The 17,953-nt window shown below is 73.0% G+C and carries 17 protein-coding genes and 1 pseudogene; 6 read left to right on the top strand and 12 right to left on the bottom strand.

Going from position 1 to position 17,953, the window contains the following annotated elements; genetic code table 11:
• Positions 1 to 22: 22 nt before the first annotated feature.
• The 5 genes and pseudogenes from ACN28C_RS08365 to pdxH all read right to left on the bottom strand — a co-directional run bounded on the left by ACN28C_RS08365 (position 23) and on the right by pdxH (position 4,433).
• A complete protein-coding gene (locus tag ACN28C_RS08365; RefSeq protein WP_130461735.1) occupies positions 23 to 322 on the bottom strand; it encodes a type II toxin-antitoxin system VapB family antitoxin in 300 nt (99 codons plus the stop codon).
• A gap of 194 nt (positions 323 to 516) precedes the next feature.
• Complete coding sequence (locus ACN28C_RS08360; RefSeq protein ID WP_422772956.1) at positions 517 to 1,170, bottom strand: nitroreductase family protein; 654 nt, start codon at positions 1,168 to 1,170, stop codon at positions 517 to 519.
• A gap of 17 nt (positions 1,171 to 1,187) precedes the next feature.
• Positions 1,188 to 2,129 (bottom strand): aldose 1-epimerase family protein, encoded by a 942-nt coding sequence (locus ACN28C_RS08355; protein WP_422772955.1) that lies wholly within the window; start codon positions 2,127 to 2,129, stop codon positions 1,188 to 1,190.
• A 322-nt stretch (positions 2,130 to 2,451) separates the two neighbouring features.
• Positions 2,452 to 3,684, bottom strand: a pseudogene (locus tag ACN28C_RS08350) (MFS transporter); the annotation flags it as partial.
• Between the two features lie 95 nt (positions 3,685 to 3,779).
• The gene (gene pdxH, locus ACN28C_RS08345) at positions 3,780 to 4,433 is read right to left on the bottom strand and encodes a pyridoxamine 5'-phosphate oxidase (protein WP_422772954.1); all 654 of its coding nucleotides are present in this window, start codon (positions 4,431 to 4,433) and stop codon (positions 3,780 to 3,782) included.
• Between the two features lie 263 nt (positions 4,434 to 4,696).
• Here pdxH and ACN28C_RS08340 point away from each other — a divergent pair, with 263 nt between their 5' ends.
• The 3 genes from ACN28C_RS08340 (at position 4,697) to sepH (ending at position 8,401) form a co-directional block, all read left to right on the top strand.
• Entirely contained in the window at positions 4,697 to 5,803 is a 1,107-nt protein-coding gene (locus ACN28C_RS08340; RefSeq protein ID WP_422772953.1) for a citrate synthase 2, read from the top strand.
• A 211-nt stretch (positions 5,804 to 6,014) separates the two neighbouring features.
• Positions 6,015 to 7,142 carry a phosphoserine transaminase gene (gene serC / locus ACN28C_RS08335; RefSeq protein ID WP_422772952.1) on the top strand — a complete coding sequence of 376 codons (1,128 nt, stop codon included), beginning with the start codon at positions 6,015 to 6,017 and terminating at the stop codon, positions 7,140 to 7,142.
• Positions 7,143 to 7,330: 188 nt separating this feature from the next.
• Complete coding sequence (sepH, locus tag ACN28C_RS08330) at positions 7,331 to 8,401, top strand: septation protein SepH (RefSeq protein WP_422772951.1); 1,071 nt, start codon at positions 7,331 to 7,333, stop codon at positions 8,399 to 8,401.
• A gap of 267 nt (positions 8,402 to 8,668) precedes the next feature.
• Here sepH and ACN28C_RS08325 read toward each other — a convergent pair whose 3' ends face one another.
• The 6 genes from ACN28C_RS08325 to ACN28C_RS08300 all read right to left on the bottom strand — a co-directional run bounded on the left by ACN28C_RS08325 (position 8,669) and on the right by ACN28C_RS08300 (position 14,296).
• A complete protein-coding gene (locus tag ACN28C_RS08325) occupies positions 8,669 to 9,271 on the bottom strand; it encodes a 2'-5' RNA ligase family protein (RefSeq protein ID WP_422774586.1) in 603 nt (200 codons plus the stop codon).
• 91 nt (positions 9,272 to 9,362) lie between these two features.
• A complete protein-coding gene (locus ACN28C_RS08320; protein WP_422772950.1) occupies positions 9,363 to 9,872 on the bottom strand; it encodes a hypothetical protein in 510 nt (169 codons plus the stop codon).
• Between the two features lie 60 nt (positions 9,873 to 9,932).
• Positions 9,933 to 10,766: a maleylpyruvate isomerase N-terminal domain-containing protein gene (locus ACN28C_RS08315; protein ID WP_422772949.1), complete on the bottom strand. Its 834-nt coding sequence runs from the start codon at positions 10,764 to 10,766 to the stop codon at positions 9,933 to 9,935.
• Positions 10,767 to 10,870: 104 nt separating this feature from the next.
• Positions 10,871 to 12,157, bottom strand: coding sequence for an MFS transporter (locus tag ACN28C_RS08310; protein WP_422772948.1), 1,287 nt, complete (start codon positions 12,155 to 12,157; stop codon positions 10,871 to 10,873).
• Positions 12,158 to 12,262: 105 nt separating this feature from the next.
• Complete coding sequence (locus ACN28C_RS08305) at positions 12,263 to 12,712, bottom strand: MarR family winged helix-turn-helix transcriptional regulator (RefSeq protein WP_421495537.1); 450 nt, start codon at positions 12,710 to 12,712, stop codon at positions 12,263 to 12,265.
• Positions 12,713 to 12,826: 114 nt separating this feature from the next.
• Positions 12,827 to 14,296 carry an NCS2 family permease gene (locus tag ACN28C_RS08300; protein WP_422772947.1) on the bottom strand — a complete coding sequence of 490 codons (1,470 nt, stop codon included), beginning with the start codon at positions 14,294 to 14,296 and terminating at the stop codon, positions 12,827 to 12,829.
• Positions 14,297 to 14,410: 114 nt separating this feature from the next.
• On the opposite strand from ACN28C_RS08300, the gene ACN28C_RS08295 reads away from it, so the two are divergent.
• Positions 14,411 to 14,614, top strand: coding sequence for a DUF2530 domain-containing protein (locus tag ACN28C_RS08295; RefSeq protein WP_422774585.1), 204 nt, complete (start codon positions 14,411 to 14,413; stop codon positions 14,612 to 14,614).
• 13 nt (positions 14,615 to 14,627) lie between these two features.
• Here the strand turns inward: ACN28C_RS08295 and ACN28C_RS08290 are convergent, their stop codons facing one another.
• Complete coding sequence (locus ACN28C_RS08290; RefSeq protein ID WP_422774584.1) at positions 14,628 to 15,467, bottom strand: DUF3027 domain-containing protein; 840 nt, start codon at positions 15,465 to 15,467, stop codon at positions 14,628 to 14,630.
• A 100-nt stretch (positions 15,468 to 15,567) separates the two neighbouring features.
• Here ACN28C_RS08290 and ACN28C_RS08285 point away from each other — a divergent pair, with 100 nt between their 5' ends.
• Positions 15,568 to 17,229: an MFS transporter gene (locus ACN28C_RS08285; RefSeq protein ID WP_422772946.1), complete on the top strand. Its 1,662-nt coding sequence runs from the start codon at positions 15,568 to 15,570 to the stop codon at positions 17,227 to 17,229.
• Entirely contained in the window at positions 17,229 to 17,873 is a 645-nt protein-coding gene (locus tag ACN28C_RS08280) for a futalosine hydrolase (RefSeq protein WP_422772945.1), read from the top strand. Before ACN28C_RS08285 ends, ACN28C_RS08280 begins: the two co-directional genes overlap by 1 nt.
• The last annotated feature ends 80 nt before the right edge of the window (positions 17,874 to 17,953 follow it).

Raw genomic sequence — 17,953 nt, 5'->3', positions numbered from 1 at the left:
CGGTCAGCGGCGGAGCGGCGGCTCAGCTGGCCGGCAGCACCAGCACCCGGGCGTGGATCTGGTTGCGCTGCTGGAGGGCGGCGCGCAGCGCCCGGTGCAGCCCGTCCTCCAGATAGAGGCCGCCGCCCCACTGCACGACGTGCGGGAAGAGGTCGCCGTAGAAGGTGGAGTCCTCGGCGAGAAGCTTGTCCAGCGCGAGCTCCCGCTTGGTCGTGATGAGCTGGTCGAGGCGCAGCGGGCGTGGCGGGATCTCTGCCCACTGCTTCAACGTGAGCCCGTGGTCCGGGTACGGTCGCCCGTCCCGAACCGCCTTGAAGATCACGACGGCACGCTCCCCTCCCCATGGCCGTGCTGGCCCGACCCCTTGCTTCCCGGCTCCGGCGGCCTGCTGTGAGCGGCCGCACCGCGTCAATGACGCCCGCCAGCCTAGCGACCTCCGGCGAGCCCGGGGTTTGTCCGTCGATGTCAGTTTCGTTACTACCTTCGGTGACATCCTGACCGACTTCGGTCAGGATGTCAGCCCCACCGTCCCCGGTGCACCACCTGCGTCATCGGGCGCCGGCCGCGCCGCAACGATGACGGCCGATGGTCCGGCGCCGGGTAACCGACGCTGACCGCCCCGATCGGGGTGAACGACCCGGGCACCCCGAACGCCTCCCGGAACGACCCGACCCGCTCCCCCGGAATGCCGAAGAAGCACGCCCCCAGACCCTCGTCCACCGCCGTCAACAGCATCAGCAGCGCCGCGAAGCCGGTGTCGACAAACCAGTACGGCACCGGCCAGCGGCGCTCGTCGTGCTCGACCCATCCCTTGTCCGGCTCGGCGTACCGCTCCAGATAGGCGGAACGGTCGGCGAGCGGTACGACGATCAGCGGCGCCCGCCGCATCCCCGCCAGCCACCGTGTAAGGAAGGGCCCCCGCTTATCGTTTTCTGTTGTAGAAGGGCCCCTTCCTAACACCTCGGGCCGCGCGGGGGCGGTCGCCGTCCAGAAGAGTTCGCGGTCGGTGGGCTCGGTGAGCACCAGGAAGGCCCAGCCCTGGGAGAACCCGGCCGACGGCGCTCGGACGGCGTGCTCCAGCAACCGGTCGACCAGCTCCGGCGGCACCGGCCGCTCCGGGTCGTAGTTGCGCACCATCCGCCGCCGCCGGACGACCGCCGAGAACTCCATCGCGCCTGCCCTCCCGCTCAGGTGCCGGGCCGGATGCCCCAGCTTCCCTGCCAGGTCTGGCCCGGTTCGAGCACGATCACGTCCCGGCCGGAACGGAACGCGTCCGGCGGGCAGGTCATCGGCTCGACCGCCACCGACCGCCGGTGGCGCTCCCCGACCAGGGTGTCCCCGGTGAAGACCTGCCACCATCGGAACGACGGATCGGCCCAGATGCTGACCGCAGCGTCCGAGTCCGGGCTGGAGAGCGTGACGTGGGAACCCCGGTCGTCCACCAGCGCCGGGTCGAGGTCGCCGAAGGCCAGGTCGAGGACGGCCGGACCGATCCGGCGCGGCTCGGTGAAGTCGTACTCGCCACCGGTCACCTTCGCCGCCCCGATCGGCAGCAGCCGGCCGTCCAGCAGCAGCCGGCTGCGCCCCGGCACCCGCAGCAGCAGGTCGTCGACGGCCACCCCGGGCAGTTGCAGGTACGGGTGTACCGAGAAGCCGAAGGGGCAAGCTTCCCGACCGACGTTGGTCGCCTCGTGCCGTACCCGCAGACCGTCCGCGCCGATCCGCCACTCGGCCCGCAGCGCCAGCGGCCACGGATAGCCGACCTGGGCCGGCAGGTCACAGGCGACCACCACCGCGTCCGGCCGCTGCTCGACCAGCCGCCAGGGCAGCCAGTTGACCAGGCCGTGGATCGCGGTGTGCCGCTGCGGCTCGGTCAGCGAGAGCTGCAACTCCTGGCCGGCGAAGGTGTACTGGCCGTCGCGGATCCGGTTCGGCCACGGCGCCAGGACCTGGCCCGCGCAGCCGGGCGGCAGCTCGTCCTCCGCGTACCTGTCGACATAGTCGACGCCGTTCGCCCGGTACGCCCGCAGCCCTCCACCGATCTCGACCACCACGGCCTCCTGGCCTGCGGCGGAAATGGTCCACTGTGCACCGGAGAGCGGCCGGATCGCGGTTGTGACGTTGTCCATGCCGGGACGATAGCGGTTACCCGGCGGTGGCGCCCGGCTGCCCGCCCGCCGCGCCGCTGCCCGGCCCGCCGCCGGCGACCGTAGCCGAACCGGACGGGCCGGGCAGGCCGACAGCCGTAGCCGAACCGGACGGGCCGGCAGCCGTCGCTGAGCCGGACGGTTCGTCGCCAGCCGTGGTCGGGGCGGCTGGCCCGTCGGCAGCAGCCGGCCCGTCGGCAGCAGCCGGCCCGTCGGCAGCAGCCGGCCCGTCGGCAGCAGCCGGCCCGTCGGCAGCAGCCGGCCCGTCGGCAGCAGCCGGCCCGTCGGCAGCAGCCGGGCCGTCGGCAGCGGTGGGCGCGCGGTAGCGAACCAGTGCCGGGAAGGCGAGTCCGAGCAGCAGTGCGAGTACCGCCGCGGCCACGCCGCCGCCCACCCAGGCGATGCCGACCCCGAAACCGGCGGCCATGGTGCCGGCGCGCAGGTCGCCCAGGCGCGGCCCACCGGCGACCACCGTGATGTTGACGCCCTGCAACCGGCCACGCAGCCGGTCCGGGGCGTAGACCTGCAACATCGACTGCCGGAAGACCGCGCTGACCAGGTCGGCCGCGCCGGCGAGCGCGAGCAGCCCGACCGCCAGCCAGAGCTGCCGGGCCAGTCCGGCGGCGGCGATCGCCACGCCCCAGCCGACGACGGCGCAGACCAGGGCCAGCCCCTGCCGGCGGACCCGGCTGATCCAGCCCGAGGTGAGCCCGCCGAGCACCGATCCGATCGCGATCGCGCTGAAGAGCCAGCCGACGGCCGAACCGCCGCCGAACCGCTCCTGCGCGACCTCGGGAAAGAGCGCCCGGGGCATGGCCAGCACCATCGCGATGATGTCGACGGCGAAGGAGAGCAGCAGTACCGGCGTGGTGGCCAGGTAGCGGAACCCGTCCACCACGCTGGTCAGGCCGGCCCGCCGGGGTGCCCCGCCGTTGCCGTCATCCAGCGGCGGCATCGCGGGCAACCGGTAGGTGGCCCAGAGCGAGACGGTGAAGAGCAGCGCGTCCACCCCGTACGCCACCGGCAGCACCGCCTCGACCGGGCCGGCCGAGAAGACCAGACCGGCGGCGAGCGGCCCGAGTACGCCACCGGCGGTCGAGGTGGTGTAGCCGAGCGTGTTCGCCGCCGGCACCAACGTGGTGGGCACCAGCCGGGCGATGATCGCCTGCCGGGCCGGCGAGCTGACCGCGAAGGCGACCGTCTGCACCGCGACCAGGAGCAGCAGCAGCACCGGGCTGCCGACCCGGAAGAGCGCCTGGAGCAGCAGCCCGAGGGTGGAGAGCCACATCAGCAGCGAACTGGCGAGCAGCAGCCGGCGTCGGTCCACCGTGTCCGCCACGGCACCGCCCCAGAGCCCGAAGACCAGCAGCGGAACGAAGCCGGCGATGCCCAGCAGGCCGACCCAGAACGACTCCCGGGTCAGCGCGAACATCTCCACCGGCACGGCGACCGCGGTGAGCTGGAAGCCGAACATCGAGACGCCGTTGCCGACCCAGAGCCGCCGGTACGCCGGCACACGCAGCGGACGTACGTCCATCGCCCATCGGGCGAACCGGCCTCCGGAGCGCGCCCCGGGAACGCCGTTGTCGGCGCCGATCACATCGTCAGGGCCGGTCGACGCGTCAGCGCCGGTCAAGGCGCCAGCCGCTCAATGATCCACTCGTCCGCACCGGTCCGACGGTAGCGCAGCCGATCGTGCAGCCGGCTCGCCCGGCCCTGCCAGAACTCCACAGTCTCCGGGACCACGCGCAGGCCGCCCCAGTGCGGGGGCGCCGGCACCGGCACGTCGCCGGCGAACCGCTCGACGGCGTCCCGGAACCGGGCATCCAGCACGCTCCGGTCGGCGAGCACCCGGGACTGCGGGCTCGCCCAGGCGCCGAGTTGGGAGCCGCGCGGGCGGCCGGCGAAGTACGCCTCCGTCTCGGCCCGGTCGACCGGCCCGATCGTGCCGCAGATCACCACCTGCCGCTGCATCGGAAACCACGGCAGCAGGAGGCTGGCATGCGGGTTCGCCAGCGCCTCGACACCCTTGCGCGACTCGTAGTTGGTGTAGAAGACCAGGCCGCGTTCGTCGTACCCCTTGAGCAGGACCGTCCGGGTGCTGGGCCGCCCCTGCGCGTCGGCGGTGGCCACCACCATCGCGTTCGGCTCGGGCAGCCCGGCCGCGACCGCGTCGAGGAACCAGTGGTGGAACTGGGTCCACCATCGGGCCGCCAGATCGGCCTCGACCAGCCCCTCCACCGCGGAGTACTCCCGGCGCAGGTCGGCCGGTGGTGTGTCCCGCATCACGTCACATCCTCGTCGTCTATCGAAAGCGGGCCGGTCCGGGCCGGCCGGGCAGCGGCCGGCACCGGCCCGGCGAGACTTGCGCTTACCGTGCCGTGTCCGCTTACCGTGCCGTGTCGCGCGTAGCACAACCGTGACCTCTCGCAAAGTTAGTTACCCAGCAGGCAAGATGGCACGAATACCTAGCTGAGTTGGCCGAGGGCTCACGCCGGGCACCGCCGGGTGGGCCCTCGATTGCACGGACGACCGATCCAGGAGCGCGCATGTCCGACTTCAAACCGGGGCTCGAAGGCGTGATCGCCTTCGAGACCGCCATCGCCGAGCCCGACAAGGAAGGAGGCGCGCTGCGCTATCGAGGGGTCGACATCGAGGACCTCATCGGCCAGGTCTCCTTCGGCAACGTCTGGGCGCTGCTCGTAGACGGCCGGTTCGGTCCCGGCCTGCCTCCGGCCGAACCGTTCCCGGTGCCGGTGCACTCCGGCGACATCCGGGTCGACGTGCAGTCCGCGGTGGCGATGCTCGCCCCGTACTGGGGGCTGTCGCAGTTCCTCGACATCTCCGACGAGCAGGCCCGGGAGGATCTGGCCCGGGTCTCCGTGACCGCGCTCTCCTTCGTCGCCCAGTCGGCGCGCGGTCTGGGTCTGCCGGCCGTGCCGCAGAAGGAGATCGACAAGGCGGAGACCATCGTCGAGCGCTTCATGAAGCGCTGGCGTGGCGAGCCCGACCCCCGGCACGTCAAGGCCGTGGACGCGTACTTCATCTCCGCCGCCGAACACGGTCTGAACGCCTCCACCTTCACCGCCCGGATCGTCGCCTCGACCGGTGCGGACGCCGCCGCCTGCATCTCGTCCGGGATCGGCGCGCTCTCCGGCCCGCTGCACGGCGGCGCGCCCTCCCGGGTACTGCACATGATCGAGGCCGTCGAGCGCAGCGGCGACGCCGAGGGGTACGTCAAGGGCGTCCTCGACCGGGGCGAGCGGTTGATGGGCTTCGGACACCGGATCTACCGGGCCGAGGACCCGCGCGCCCGGGTGCTCCGGCGCACCGCCAAGGAGCTCGGCGCGCCCCGCTTCGAGATCGCCGAGGCGCTGGAGAAGGCCGCTCTGGAGGAGTTGCACGCCCGTAAGCCCGACCGGGTGCTCGCCACCAACGTCGAGTTCTGGTCGGCCGTGGTCCTCGACTTCGCCGAGGTACCGGCACACATGTTCACCTCCATGTTCACCTGTGCCCGGATGGGCGGTTGGAGCGCGCACATCCTGGAGCAGAAGAAGCTGAAGCGGCTGGTCCGACCCGCCGCCCGCTACACCGGCCCCGGCCCCCGCAAGCCCACCGAGGTCGAAGGCTGGGACGCCGTCCCCCACGACGTCTGAGGTGCAAGGAAGGGCCCCCGCTTATCGTTTTCTGTTGTAGCGGGGGCCCTTCCTTGCACCCACGGCGGGAGTGTGGGGGAGAACTCAGCCGGTGCGGTGGGATCGCCGGGCGGGTCCTGGGGTGCGGGTGCGAGGATGGGCGGGCGGCAGCGTCGCCGGATCAACCGCTCGGCTCACGGGCCACCCGGCCCACCGGAAGGATCTTCTAACCGTGGCTGACGTTTCGACCATTCGGATCCCTGACGAGATCAAACCCGCTGACGGCCGGTTCGGCTGCGGCCCGTCCAAGGTGCGTCCCGCGGCGGTCTCCGCGCTGGCCGACGTCGCCACGACCTACCTCGGCACCTCGCACCGGCAGAAGACCGTACGCGACCAGGTCGCCCGGCTGCGCCGCGGCATCGCCGAGTTCTTCTCCCTGCCTGAGGGCTACGAGGTGGTCCTCGGCAACGGCGGCACCACCGCCTTCTGGGAGGTCGCCACCTTCGGGCTGGTCCGGGACCGGGCCCAGTTCGCCAGCTTCGGCGAGTTCGGCGCCAAGTTCGCGAAGTCGGTGAAGGATGCGCCGTTCCTCGGCGAGCCGACCGTCCACAGGTCCGACCCGGGCAGCGCCCCGGCGCTGGTCGCCGAGGCCGGGGTCGACGTCTACGGCACGCCGCAGAACGAGACCTCGACCGGCGTCGCGGTGCCGATCCGCCGGGTGGCCGGCGCCGACGACGACGCGCTGCTGCTGGTGGACGCCACCTCCGGCGCGGGCGGCCTGGAGGTGGATGTCCGGGAGACCGACGTCTACTACTTCGCCCCGCAGAAGTGCTTCGGCTCCGACGGCGGGATCTGGCTGGCGCTGATGTCGCCGGCCGCGCTGGCCCGGGCCACCGAGATCAAGTCGTCCGGCCGCTACGTCCCGGCCTTCCTCGACCTGGTCACCGCGATCGACAACTCCCGGCTGGAGCAGACCTACAACACCCCGGCGCTGGCCACCGTCTTCCTCGCGGCCGAGCAGACCGACTGGATGAACGCGCAGGGCGGGCTGGCCTGGGCGACCAAGCGCACCGCCGAGAGCGCCTCGATCGTGTACGGCTGGGCCGAGCGCTCCGCCGTGACGACACCCTTCGTGACCGACCCGGCACTGCGCTCCAATGTGGTGGCCACGGTCGACTTCGCCGAGGGCGTCGACGCCACGGCGATCGCCAAGGTGCTGCGGGCGAACGGGATCCTCGACACCGAGCCGTACCGGAAGCTGGGCCGCAACCAGCTCCGGATCGCGCTCTTCCCGGCCGTCGAGCCCAGCGACGTGGAAGCCCTGACCACCTGCGTCGACTACGTGGTCGACCGGCTCTGAGCCGATTCGCCGCTCGGGTCGGGCCGGTCGGACAAACCACCCGGCCCGAGTGATCAATCTACCCAGCTCACCCGCGACATGCGGGCGCGCCTCTCCCCAAGGAGTGACGGACCGGCGTACCGTGTGGGAGGACGCCCGGGTGGCTGACCTGTGGCGTGGGGCCAGCGAGGCGGGACGGAGGCAACGCGATGCGGCCAGTACGCTTCGTCGCCCTCTCCGAGGACGGCCAAGCTATGGTGCTCACCGACGAGGTGGGCCGACTTCTCGCGCTGCCGATCGACGAGCGGGTCGCGACCGTCCTGCACCACGAGCCCGGCAGCGCCCCACTGGCCGCGGTCGGCGGCGTCACCGAGCCTGCCCCTTCACTGTCGCCGCGGGACATCCAGGCCCGGATCCGCTCCGGCGAGTCGGCCGAGGACGTGGCGCGGATTGCCGGGGTTCCGGTCGACCGGGTGCTGCGCTACGCCGGGCCGGTGCTCCAGGAGCGGGCGATGCTCGCTCAGCACGCCCGACGCACCCGGCTCAGGAACGCGGAAAACCAGGCGCCGCTAGCCGAGATCGTCGACGGCCGGCTCTCCCAGCACGGCATCGACACCGAGAAAATCTCCTGGGACGCCTACCGGCGCGACGACGGCACCTGGCGGATCATCGCGACCTGGCCGTCAGGGAAGGCGACCGCGCAGGCGATCTGGGATCTCGACAAGGCGCGCCAGGCGGTGACGCCACACGACGACATGGCGCAGTACCTCTGCGCCGAGCGGCCGGCACCGCTGCTCGGTCAGGAGCCCGCGCCGGAACGCGGCGGTCACGCCCTGCCCGGCCCGTCCCGGGTGGAGCCGAGCCGCGGCGGTCACGGGCTGCCGGCACCGGCCGGCGAGCACACCCGTTCCGGTCGGGACCCGATCCGGGCCGGCCGCGACGCGCTGCTCGCCGGGCTCGACCGCCCGCTCGGCTCGTCCGCAGGGCGCGGCCTCGACCCGGCCGCGTCGATGGCGTCGCCGGACGCGCCCCGGCAGCGGCCGGTTTCGGGCGGTGCCGCCGCACTGCTCGGTGGTGGCTCCGGTTCCGCCTTCGACGACGACGCCGACGCGCCGAAGGAGGTCCCGGCGGTGCCCTCGCTGGCGGTGCTACGGCCGCGCCGCGCCGCCGCCGCAGGCTCCGGCGAGGCCGGTGACGCCTCGGGCAAGCCGCGCAAGCGCCTCCCGAGCTGGGACGACGTGCTCTTCGGCAGCGGCCCCGCCGCACGCGAAACCTCCTGACGGCGACCACCGCCGCAGGTCCCCGGTGGGCCGCCGCCGCACGCGAAACCTCCTGACGGCGACCACCGCCGCAGGTCCCCGGTGGGCCGCCGCCGCACGCGAAACCTCCTGACGGCGACCACCGCCGCAGGTCCCCGGTGGGCCGCCGCCGCACGCGAAACCTCCTGACGGCGACCACCGCCGCAGGTCCCCGGTGGGCCGCCGCCGCAGGGGAGGCCTTCTGACGCCGACCGCCGGCCGCGAGGGATCCTGGCCCGGCGGCGGAGGTCAGCTACCGAGCGGCCAGGCCGCCAGCCGGTCGTACGTCGGCCGGGGGCCGAGGTGGCTGCGGACCAGCACCAGCTCGGTGGCCGGCCAGCAGGGCCCGAGGTAGCTGTCGAGGACACTCAGGTCCTCGTCGATGCTCGCCCGGTCCAGCCGGTCGCCGGGACGGGCCAGGGTGAGGTGCGGTCGCAGCGGCCTCCAGTCGAACGGGATCCTGGATCGGCGCAACTCCCGCCGGATCGTCTCGGCCAGCCTGTGCAGGGCATCGACCTCGCCGAGCAGCCCCACCCAGAGCACCGTGAACCGCCCCCGGCCGAACCGTCCACCACCGCCGAGCCGCAACCGGGGAGGTGGCCGGCCGGACGAGCCCGGATGCTCGGCAGCGGCCGAGGTCTCCTCGCCGGAGCGGGAGCGACGGCGGCGGAGAGGTGGCCGGTGCCACAGCTCGACGGCTCGGGAGAGCGCCTCCTGCACCGTGCCCAACCGGTCGTCCGGCACCTCGCCGAGGAACGCCACGGTCACGTGCAGGTTCGACCGGGCGGCCGGCCGGACGTTGATCCCGGCGTCGGCCGCCGCGCCGGTCCGGAGCCGGCGCACCTGCGCCATGACGTCGTCCAGCGCCTCCGGCGGCGGGTAGATGGCTACGAAGAGCCGCACCGGGGAATTCTTTCCGGCGGGCGGGGCGGTGGCCGGTGACTCAACTGCCACCCTGGCGCGGGCCGGTCTGCGGAGAGGCAAGGACCAGGCCGGCCGCCTGCAACTCGCCCTCGACGCGTACCCGCTCGATCTCCCGGTCGACCCCGTCGAGGTCGCCGAGGTGCTCCGCCACGCCCAGGCACCGGCTGGCCAGGCGCAGCCGGTCGTCGTACGCCTCCAGCACCGCATCCTGCCAGAGCCGGGACCGCCCGGCGACGCTGCGCCGCTGGTCGCCCAGCCGGCGCAGGTCGGCGGCGATGCGCTCGATCGCCGGATGCTCCACCCGGTCGAGCTGGGTGGGGTCGACCTGTCGGGTCAGCACATCCACTTCGAACGTCCGGTCGAGCCGGTCTATGGTGCGACGCGACCGCCGGCTGTCCCGGCGGTCGGCGAGCCAGCCGGCGCACCGGTCGAGCAGCTCGTCCGCGAAGACCAGCGCGGCCACCAGGGCCGGCAGGCAGGCTACGGCAAGAAGTGCCAGCGGCAGCGCGAGAGCATGCACGATGGCCACATCCTCGGACGCTAACCGGCGGCAACCCGCCCCGCCACCGGTTTTGCGGTGAACGAATATTCACCTGGTCGCCGGGGCGAGAGCCAGGCGCAACCGGTCGACGGCCGCCCGGTCGCCCGCCCAGCCGACGGCGTCGTCGGCGGAGCGCCGCCAGAGCCAGAGCAGCAACTCCTCGGGCGCGGCGCTGATGGTCGCGGTTGCCCCGCCAGCCGCCGGCCCTTCGACCCGGGTGACGGGCTCGGCCCGGGTGACGGAGTCGGCCCGGGTGACGGAGTCGGCCCGGGTGACGGGATCGGCCGGGTCGGAGACCACCGTCGCGCCCTCGGGGCCGAGCCGGACCAGCCAGCTTGTCGGCCCGGCGGTGGCGACGAGCTGGACCGCCGCGTCAGGCAGTACGGCGGCGAACTCCTCCGGCCACCGCCGGGTGCCGTAGCCGAGGAAGATCCGTAACACCTCGTCGATGCCGTCGGTGGCGAGGTCGTCGGGGATCTCCGTCACCGGCTGGACAGTCGCCAGCTCGGTGTCGACCCGGTGGACGACCGTCTCCTGTGCCATCCGCCGGAGCCAGAAGCCGACCGTCTGGTCCGGGTCATACCAGGTGGGGGCCAGCGCGGCCGAGTCCCGGGCGTCGAACTCGGCGCGGAGCGCGAGACAGGCCCGGTCGAGCAGGGCCAACGGCTCCACCCCGGAGACGTCCGGCGGCCACGCCGCGGGCATCCGCCCGGCCCGCATGCACTCCACCTTGTGCAGATAGACCAGGGCGAGGTGCCGGACCAGGTCGGCCACCGTCCAGCCCGGGCAGCCCGGCACGGGGGCGGCCAGATCGGCGGAGGCGACCTGCCGCAGCCGGGCCTGGTCGGCGGCCAGGCACTCCAGGAGTCGCACGCGCAGCATGTGGCCAGCTAACCAGAGGGGCCCGACGCCCGCAGGTCGCCGAGCCGGTCACCGGATCGCCGGCAGCCGCCGCAGGCAGGCTGCGAGCTGCGGGGACTACCCTTTCAGGTGTCCGCCGGGTGCACGACGTAGAAGCGGGGCAGCGGCAGGATGCGCAGCCGGAGCCGGGTGCCGGTGCGATGCAACTGCCAGACCAGCGCCGCACCGGCGACGGTCAGCGAGATCAGGCCGCCGATCCAGATGCTCGCCCCGGCGCCGAAGCGTTCGGCGATCCAGCCGATGATCGGTGCGCCGACCGGATTGCTACCGAGGAAGACCAGCACCCAGAGCGACATCACCCGCCCCCGGAACGCCGCGTCGACGCCGAGCTGCACCCGCTGGTTGGATGCCTGGGCGAAGAAGACCATGAAGAAACCGGTCAGCGGCAGCAGCGCCACCACCAGCCAGTACGTCGGTGCGAGCCCGACCAGCGTGCCGCAGAGCCCGGTGGCGACGGCAGCGCCGAGCACCACCCAGACCGAGGGGCGGCTGCGCCGGCCACTGCCGGCGAGCGCCCCGACCAGCGCACCGACCGCGAGGGCGGTGGTGAAGAGGCCGAACGAGGCGGCTCCGGTGTTGAAGGTGGTCTTGGCGAGCGCCGAGAGGGTGAGCTGGAAGTTGAAGAGCGACAACCCCAGCACCGACATCAGCACCATCGGCAGCACCAGGTCGGAGCGGCGGGCGACGTACCGGAGGCCGTCGATCACCCGGGCGGACCCGCGCTCGCCGAGCGGCGGAAGCTTCTCACGGTGCAGCTCGGCCGGGCGCATCAGCACCACGCAGACCACCGGGGCGATCGAGCTGAGCGCGCTGACCAGGAAGACCGGGCCGACATCGAAGAGGGCGATCCCCAACCCGGCCACCGCCGGGCCGATGATCCGGGCGGAGTTGAAGGTGGCGGCGGAGAGCGCCAGCGCGTTCGGCAGCAGCGGGGTGCCGACGAGTTCGGAGACGAAGGACTGCCGCACCGGCGTCTCGACCGCGTTCGCCACGCCGAGCAGGCCGGCGAAGACGAAGACGTGCCACAGCTGGACGATGCCGGTGAGCACCAGCACGCTCATCCCGAGCGCCAGCACGCTCCAGGTGGTGTTGGCGAGAAAGAGCAGCAGCCGCTTGTCGTAGCGGTCGGCCAGCCGGCCGGAGAGGAGGGTGAGCAGGAGCACCGGGGTGAACTGTAACGCGATGACCACGCCGAGCGCGGACGCCGAGTCGTCCGAGAGGTTCAGGACGAGCCAGTCCTGGGTGGTGAACATCATCCACACGCCGATCAGCTTGGTCAGCTGACCGGTGGCGAAGAGCCGGTAGTTGCGGACCGTCAGGGACTGGAACATGGTGCTCAGCTTTGCCCGCACTCGGGGTGCGCCTCCTCGGGTCGTACGCGTCATCCTCGACCCTCGGCCTCGACGTTGCGGCCTGAAGGTCCTCGCGGACGAAGCGGACCCGATCCCCGGCGGCGGTCAGTCGCGCGCCACCTTCTGCAGGATCTCCGCGGCGCGCTGGAGCGCGTCGCGTTCCTCCGGGGTCAGCTCGGCGAGCCGACCCGCCAGCCACTCGTTGCGGGCCCGGTCGAACTGGGCGAGCATCGCGCGGCCGGTGTCGGTGGTCGCCAGGATGACCTGCCGGCCGTCGGTCGGATGGGGGGTGCGCTGCACGAGGCCGCGCTCCTCCAGCTTCGCAACGATCTTGGTCATGGTCGGCGGCTGCACCCGCTCGGTGTCGGCCAGCTCGCGGGGGGTCAGCGCACCGGCCAGCTCCAGGCTGGTCAGCGCGGAGAGCTGGGTCCCGGTGAGGTCGCCGACCGGCCGGGTCTGCCGTACCCGTCGGTTGAGTCGGGTGATCGCGTCCCGCAGCACCGTCGCAAGCTGCGCGGGGGACATGCGTTTCGCCATCACCGTCCACTCCGTCACAGTCGTTAGCCTAACTAATAAGCCAGGCTAACGACCACCGATTATGACCACGGTCACCGGGACTCGGCGCCCGGTCGGCACGGTGCCGACGGACGGCGAGTGGTGTGCCACAGGCTAGAACAGCACGGTCTCGAGCGGGCCACGCAGGAAGTAGAGCACGAAGAGCACGGCCACCCCGTAGAGCAGCGGATGCACCTCCCGGGCCCTGCCCCGGGCCACCTTCAGCAGCACGTAGCTGATCACCCCGGCCCCGATGCCGTTCGAGATCGAGTAGGTGAACGGCATCAGCACGATGGTGAGGAACGCCGGGATGGCGATCTCGTAGTCGGTCCAGTCGATGGTCCGGACCGCGGTCATCATCAGGAAGCCGACCACCACCAGCGCGGTCGAGGCCGCCTCGAAGGGCACCACCACGACCAGCGGGGCCAGGAACATGGCCAGCAGGAAGAGCCCGCCGGTGACCAGGTTGGCCACCCCGGTCCTGGCCCCCTCCGCGACCCCGGCCGCACTCTCGATGTACGAGGTGTTGCTCGACGTGCTCGCCGCACCGCCGGCCGCGGCGGCGATCGAGTCCACCAGCAGGATCTCCCGGGTACGCGGCGGCATCTTCTGCTCGTCCAGCAGCCCGCCCTCCTGCCCGACCGCCACCATCGTGCCCATGGTGTCGAAGAAGTCGGTGATCAGCAGGGTGAAGACGAACATGATCGCGACGAGCACGCCGGCCCGCTGCCAGGAACCGAGCAGGTCGAAGTGGCCCAGCAGGGAGAGGTCCGGGGTGTCCACCACGGTCTCCGGCAGCCTCGGCACGTTGAGCGACCAACCGGACGGGTTGGGCTGCCCGTCCACGAACGACGGCCCGACCTTGACGATCGCCTCCACCACGATCGCCAGCACGGTCGAGGCGAGGATGCCGATCAGGATCGCGCCCCTGACCCGGCGCACCACCAGCACAAGCGTGAGCAGCAGCCCGAGGACGAAGACCAGGGCGGGCCAGGTCACCAGTTTGCCGCCGATGCCGAGCCCGACCGGGACGGTGGTGCCGGCGGCGTCCGGGATCCGGCGGACGAAGCCGGCGTCGACCAGCCCGATGATGGTCAGGAAGAGCCCGATGCCGACCCCGATCGCGGTCTTGAGCTGCGTCGGCACCGACCGGAACACGGCGGTACGCAGCCCGGTGAGCACCAGGACGGCGATGATCACACCCTCGATCACCACCAGGCCCATCGCGTCGGCCCAGGTCATCTGCGGCGCGATCTCGTACGCCACCAACGCGTTGACGCCAAGCCCGGCGGCCAGCGCCAGCGGGAACCGGGCGACCACACCCATCAGGATGGTCATCACCCCGGCCACCAGGGCGGTCGCCGCCGCCAGCGCCGGAATGGCCAGCTGCGCACCGTCCCCGTCGACCGCGTTGCCCAGGATCAGCGGGTTGAGCACCACGATGTAGGCCATCGTGAAGAACGTGGCGAGCCCACCGCGCACCTCCCGGCCCGGGGTCGAGCCGCGCGCCGTGATCTCGAAATACCGGTCGAAGGCGTTGTTCATCGCGTCCTCGCAGGGGGTGTACGAGTGTGATCGGGGCATCGTCCCAGATCAACCGTTACCGGCAAAGGCCCGCCTCGTTACCAACCCCTACCAGTACGGCCGTACGCTGGAACGGTGTCCGAGGAACCGCCGATCGAGCCACTCGATCCACCGATGGTGCCGTTCGCCGTGGCCGGGATCGTCGTCTGGGCGGCCGTCGGGCTGGTGCTGCTGATCTTCTTCCGGGGCTGGCTCGCCGACACCGGCCGGGAGAACTGGCTCTGGATCTGCCTCGCCGGTGTCGTGGTCGGGTTTCCCGGGCTGGCCGTGATGATCCGGCACGACGCCAACCGCCGTCGCCGCCGCAGCGGCAGGTGAGCGGGTTCCGACCTCAGCCCTGCCCGTACGGCTCGGACGGTTCGCCGGTCTCGGCCGGGCCGGACGCCCGACCCACCGCGACCGCCTCGACCTCGCTGTCGTCGTAGATGGTCGGCAACTCCTCGACCGGCACCTCGGCCGCCTCGACCAACGCCTCGGAGTGCGCGCCGCAGCCGTGGTCGGCGCTGACCGCCCGGCCGTCGTCCGGGGCGTAGAAGTTTCCGCAGACCCCGAAGGACTGGCGCAGCGCACCGGCCAGCGGGAGATAGAAGCCGCAGGTGCCACAGCGGGCACTGCGCGGTGCGGCGACCGCGATCGGGGCGGCCGGGCCGTGGTCGCCGTCATACCACCGCTGGGCGGTGTCGGAGCGCCCCTCCCTGGACATCACCCGGGCCCGCCCGAGCCCCAGCTCCCAGGCCGTCTCCTCCACCGCGGGATCGTCGGAGAGCAGGTAGCCGGGGGCGAGCCGCTCGTCGTCGGCCGGAGTGGGCAGCAGGTCGCCGACACCGAGATCACCCGGCTGGAGCCGTTCCTGCCACGGCAGCCAGCTCGGCGCCAGCAGCGCGTCCGGGCCGGGCAGCAGGGTGGTCTCGCAGACCGTGACGTGCCGGCTGCGCGGCACCCGGGTCACCGTGACGGCCCAGCGCCACCCCCGGTAGCCGGCGAGCCGGCACTCGAAGAAGTGCGTCACGAGCCGGTCGGCCTCGGCGATGACGCCCTGGTGGTCGCCGACCTCCGCCGGGTCGACCTCGGTGATCCCGGCCCGCGCCACGTCCACGGCGGTGGCGCAGACCTGGTCGAGGCGGGCCGTGCGCGAGGTGCTGCTCCTGGTCACCCACCCATTCTTGCCTATCCTTGACGGCGGGTCGGCGGCACTCCCCGGCTGTTTTCACCGCAGACATATCTCGGCACAGATCCGACGGTCACCGACCAGATGGGCGAGGATGGTCCTCATGCCGCTGTTCAGCCGCTCTGGGCGATCGATACCCGGACGCGTCGTCGGTACGGCGTTCCGTGCCGTCAGGCTGCTCTTCCGAGGTTCGCTCGGCAGCGCCCGCTGGACGACGCGCCGGGTGGCCCGGGTACGCACCAGGGGTGCCGGCGGCGAGGTCGGGATGGTGCGCCTCTTCGACCTGCACGCCGCCTCCTGCGCCGGCGACACCCTGATCACGATCGGCCTGGCCGGGACGATCTTCTTCAACGCCCCGCTCGGCGAGGCGCGGAGCAAGGTCGCGCTCTACCTGCTGGTCACCATGGTGCCGTTCGCGCTGCTCGCCCCGGTGGTCGGGCCGCTGCTCGACCACTTCCGGCACGGCCGCCGGTACGCGCTCGCCGCCACCATGCTGGGCCGGGCCTTCCTGGCCTGGCTGATCTCCGACTACATCCACGGCTTCGGGCTCTATCCGGCCGCCTTCGGCGTGCTGGCGCTCTCCCGCGCCTACGGGGTGGCCCGGTCGGCGGCGGTCCCCCGGCTGCTCCCGGACGGGATCGGGCTCTCCCAGGCCGGCGCCCGGGCCAGCGTCTACGGTTCGATCGCCGGCGGACTGGTCGTGCCGATCGGGGTGGCAGCGTTCTGGTTCGGCCCGCAGTGGCCACTCCGGGTCGCCTCGGTGATCTTCCTGGTCGGCATGGTGATCGCGCTCCGCCTGCCGCCCCGGGCCGACTCGGATCCCCCGGAGACCGTGCCGAGGGCGTTCCGCGCGCTCCGCCCAGGCCGCAACGGGCGGGAGCGTGCGCTCAGCCGCAGCGGCCCGGGCGGCCGGCTGGTGGTCGCCGCCCTGGTCGGCAGCGCCGCGCTGCGCGGCGGCTACGGCTTCCTGCTGCTCTTCCTCGCCTTCGCGATAAAGGCCGGCGACCTGGAGACCGAGCTCTTCGGCCGGCAACACGGCGCCGAGGTCGCCCTCGGGGTGATCGGGGCCGGGCTCGGCATCGGGACGTTTCTGGCCACCGCCCTCGGCACCCGGCTGCGGATCCACCGCCCGGTGGTGCTCCAGGCCACCGGCCTGGTGCTGGTGACCGCGGTCGGGGTGCTGGCCACGCTCCACTTCTCGCTGCTGCTGGTCGCGCTGCTCTGCCTGGTCACCGCCGTGATCAGCGGCGTCGCCAAGCTCGCCGTGGACGCCTCGATCCAGGAGCGCGTGCCGGAGCGGCTCCGGGCGACCGCGTTCGCGCACTCCGAGACGGTGCTGATGCTCGCCTTCGTGGCCGGCGGCGGGCTCGGGCTGGTGCCCGTGGAGGGGCGGATCGGGATCGGGATACTCACCGCCCTCGCCGCCGCCGGGACCGTCTGGGCGGTCGTCTCCGCCAGTCGGCTCCGGGGCGAGCGGCTCTCCGGCCGGGCGGCGGCCGAGGTCACGGCACCGACCTCCCCCGCGCCGGCCGGCGGTCGCGCCGCACCGGCCGGCGGCGCCGCACCCGCCTCCGGCGCCGCCGCACCCGCCTCCGGCGGTGGGCCCTCCGCCGATGTGCCCGCTGCCGAAGACGTACCGGTGGAGAAGGCCGAGGATGATCCGGGACTGGCGCCCCCCGGCTACCACATCTACCGGCCGTCGTCCGCCGTACCCGGATCGGGACCGGGCGACGACGGCTCCCGCCAGGAATCGCGGGGGACGTAGTGGGTGGGACGCTGCTGGTGGTCACCGCCGTCCCGGCCGAGGCCGAGGCGGTACGCGCCGGCCTGGTCGGCGACGGGGTGACCGTCGCCCCCGTCGGGGTCGGCCCGGCCGCGGCCGCCGCCGGCACCGCCCGGCTGATCGCACTCGCCGAGGCGGCCGGCCGGTCGTACCGGGGGGTGCTCAGCGTCGGCATCGGCGGCGGATTCCCGGGCCGGGTCGCGGTGGGCGGCACCGTCGTCGCCACCCGCAGCATCGCGGCCGACCTCGGCGCCGAATCGCCGGGCGGCTTCCTCCCCCTCGACGAGTTGGGCTTCGGCGTCACGGCGCTGCCCGCCGACCCGGCACTGCTCGACGTGTTGCGGGCCGGGCTACCGCAGGCGGTCACCGGCGCCGTCCTCACCCTGAGCACGGTGACCGGCACGGCCGCAACCAGCACCGGCCTGCTGGCCCGGCACCCGGACGCGGTGGCCGAGGCCATGGAGGGGTACGGGGTGGCGACCGCAGCCGCCGACGCCGGCCTGCCCTTCGCCGAGCTGCGTACGATCTCCAACCCGATCGGGCCGCGCGACCGCTCGGCGTGGCAGATCGGTGCCGCCTTCGCGGCCCTCACCGCCGCCTTCGGGCTGGTCGGTCAGCAGCTCTGAGCCGCCGGCGCCCGATACCCAACCCGCGACACTCGGGGGCGGACGTGATCTGGCCGACCGGCGGTGCCCATCCGGGTGGC

The sequence above is a fragment of the Plantactinospora sp. WMMC1484 genome (genome assembly GCF_049315195.1).
Lineage (GTDB): Bacteria > Actinomycetota > Actinomycetes > Mycobacteriales > Micromonosporaceae > Plantactinospora.
Note: the sequence above shows the minus strand (reverse complement) of the source record. Positions and strands in the feature narration are given on the sequence as shown.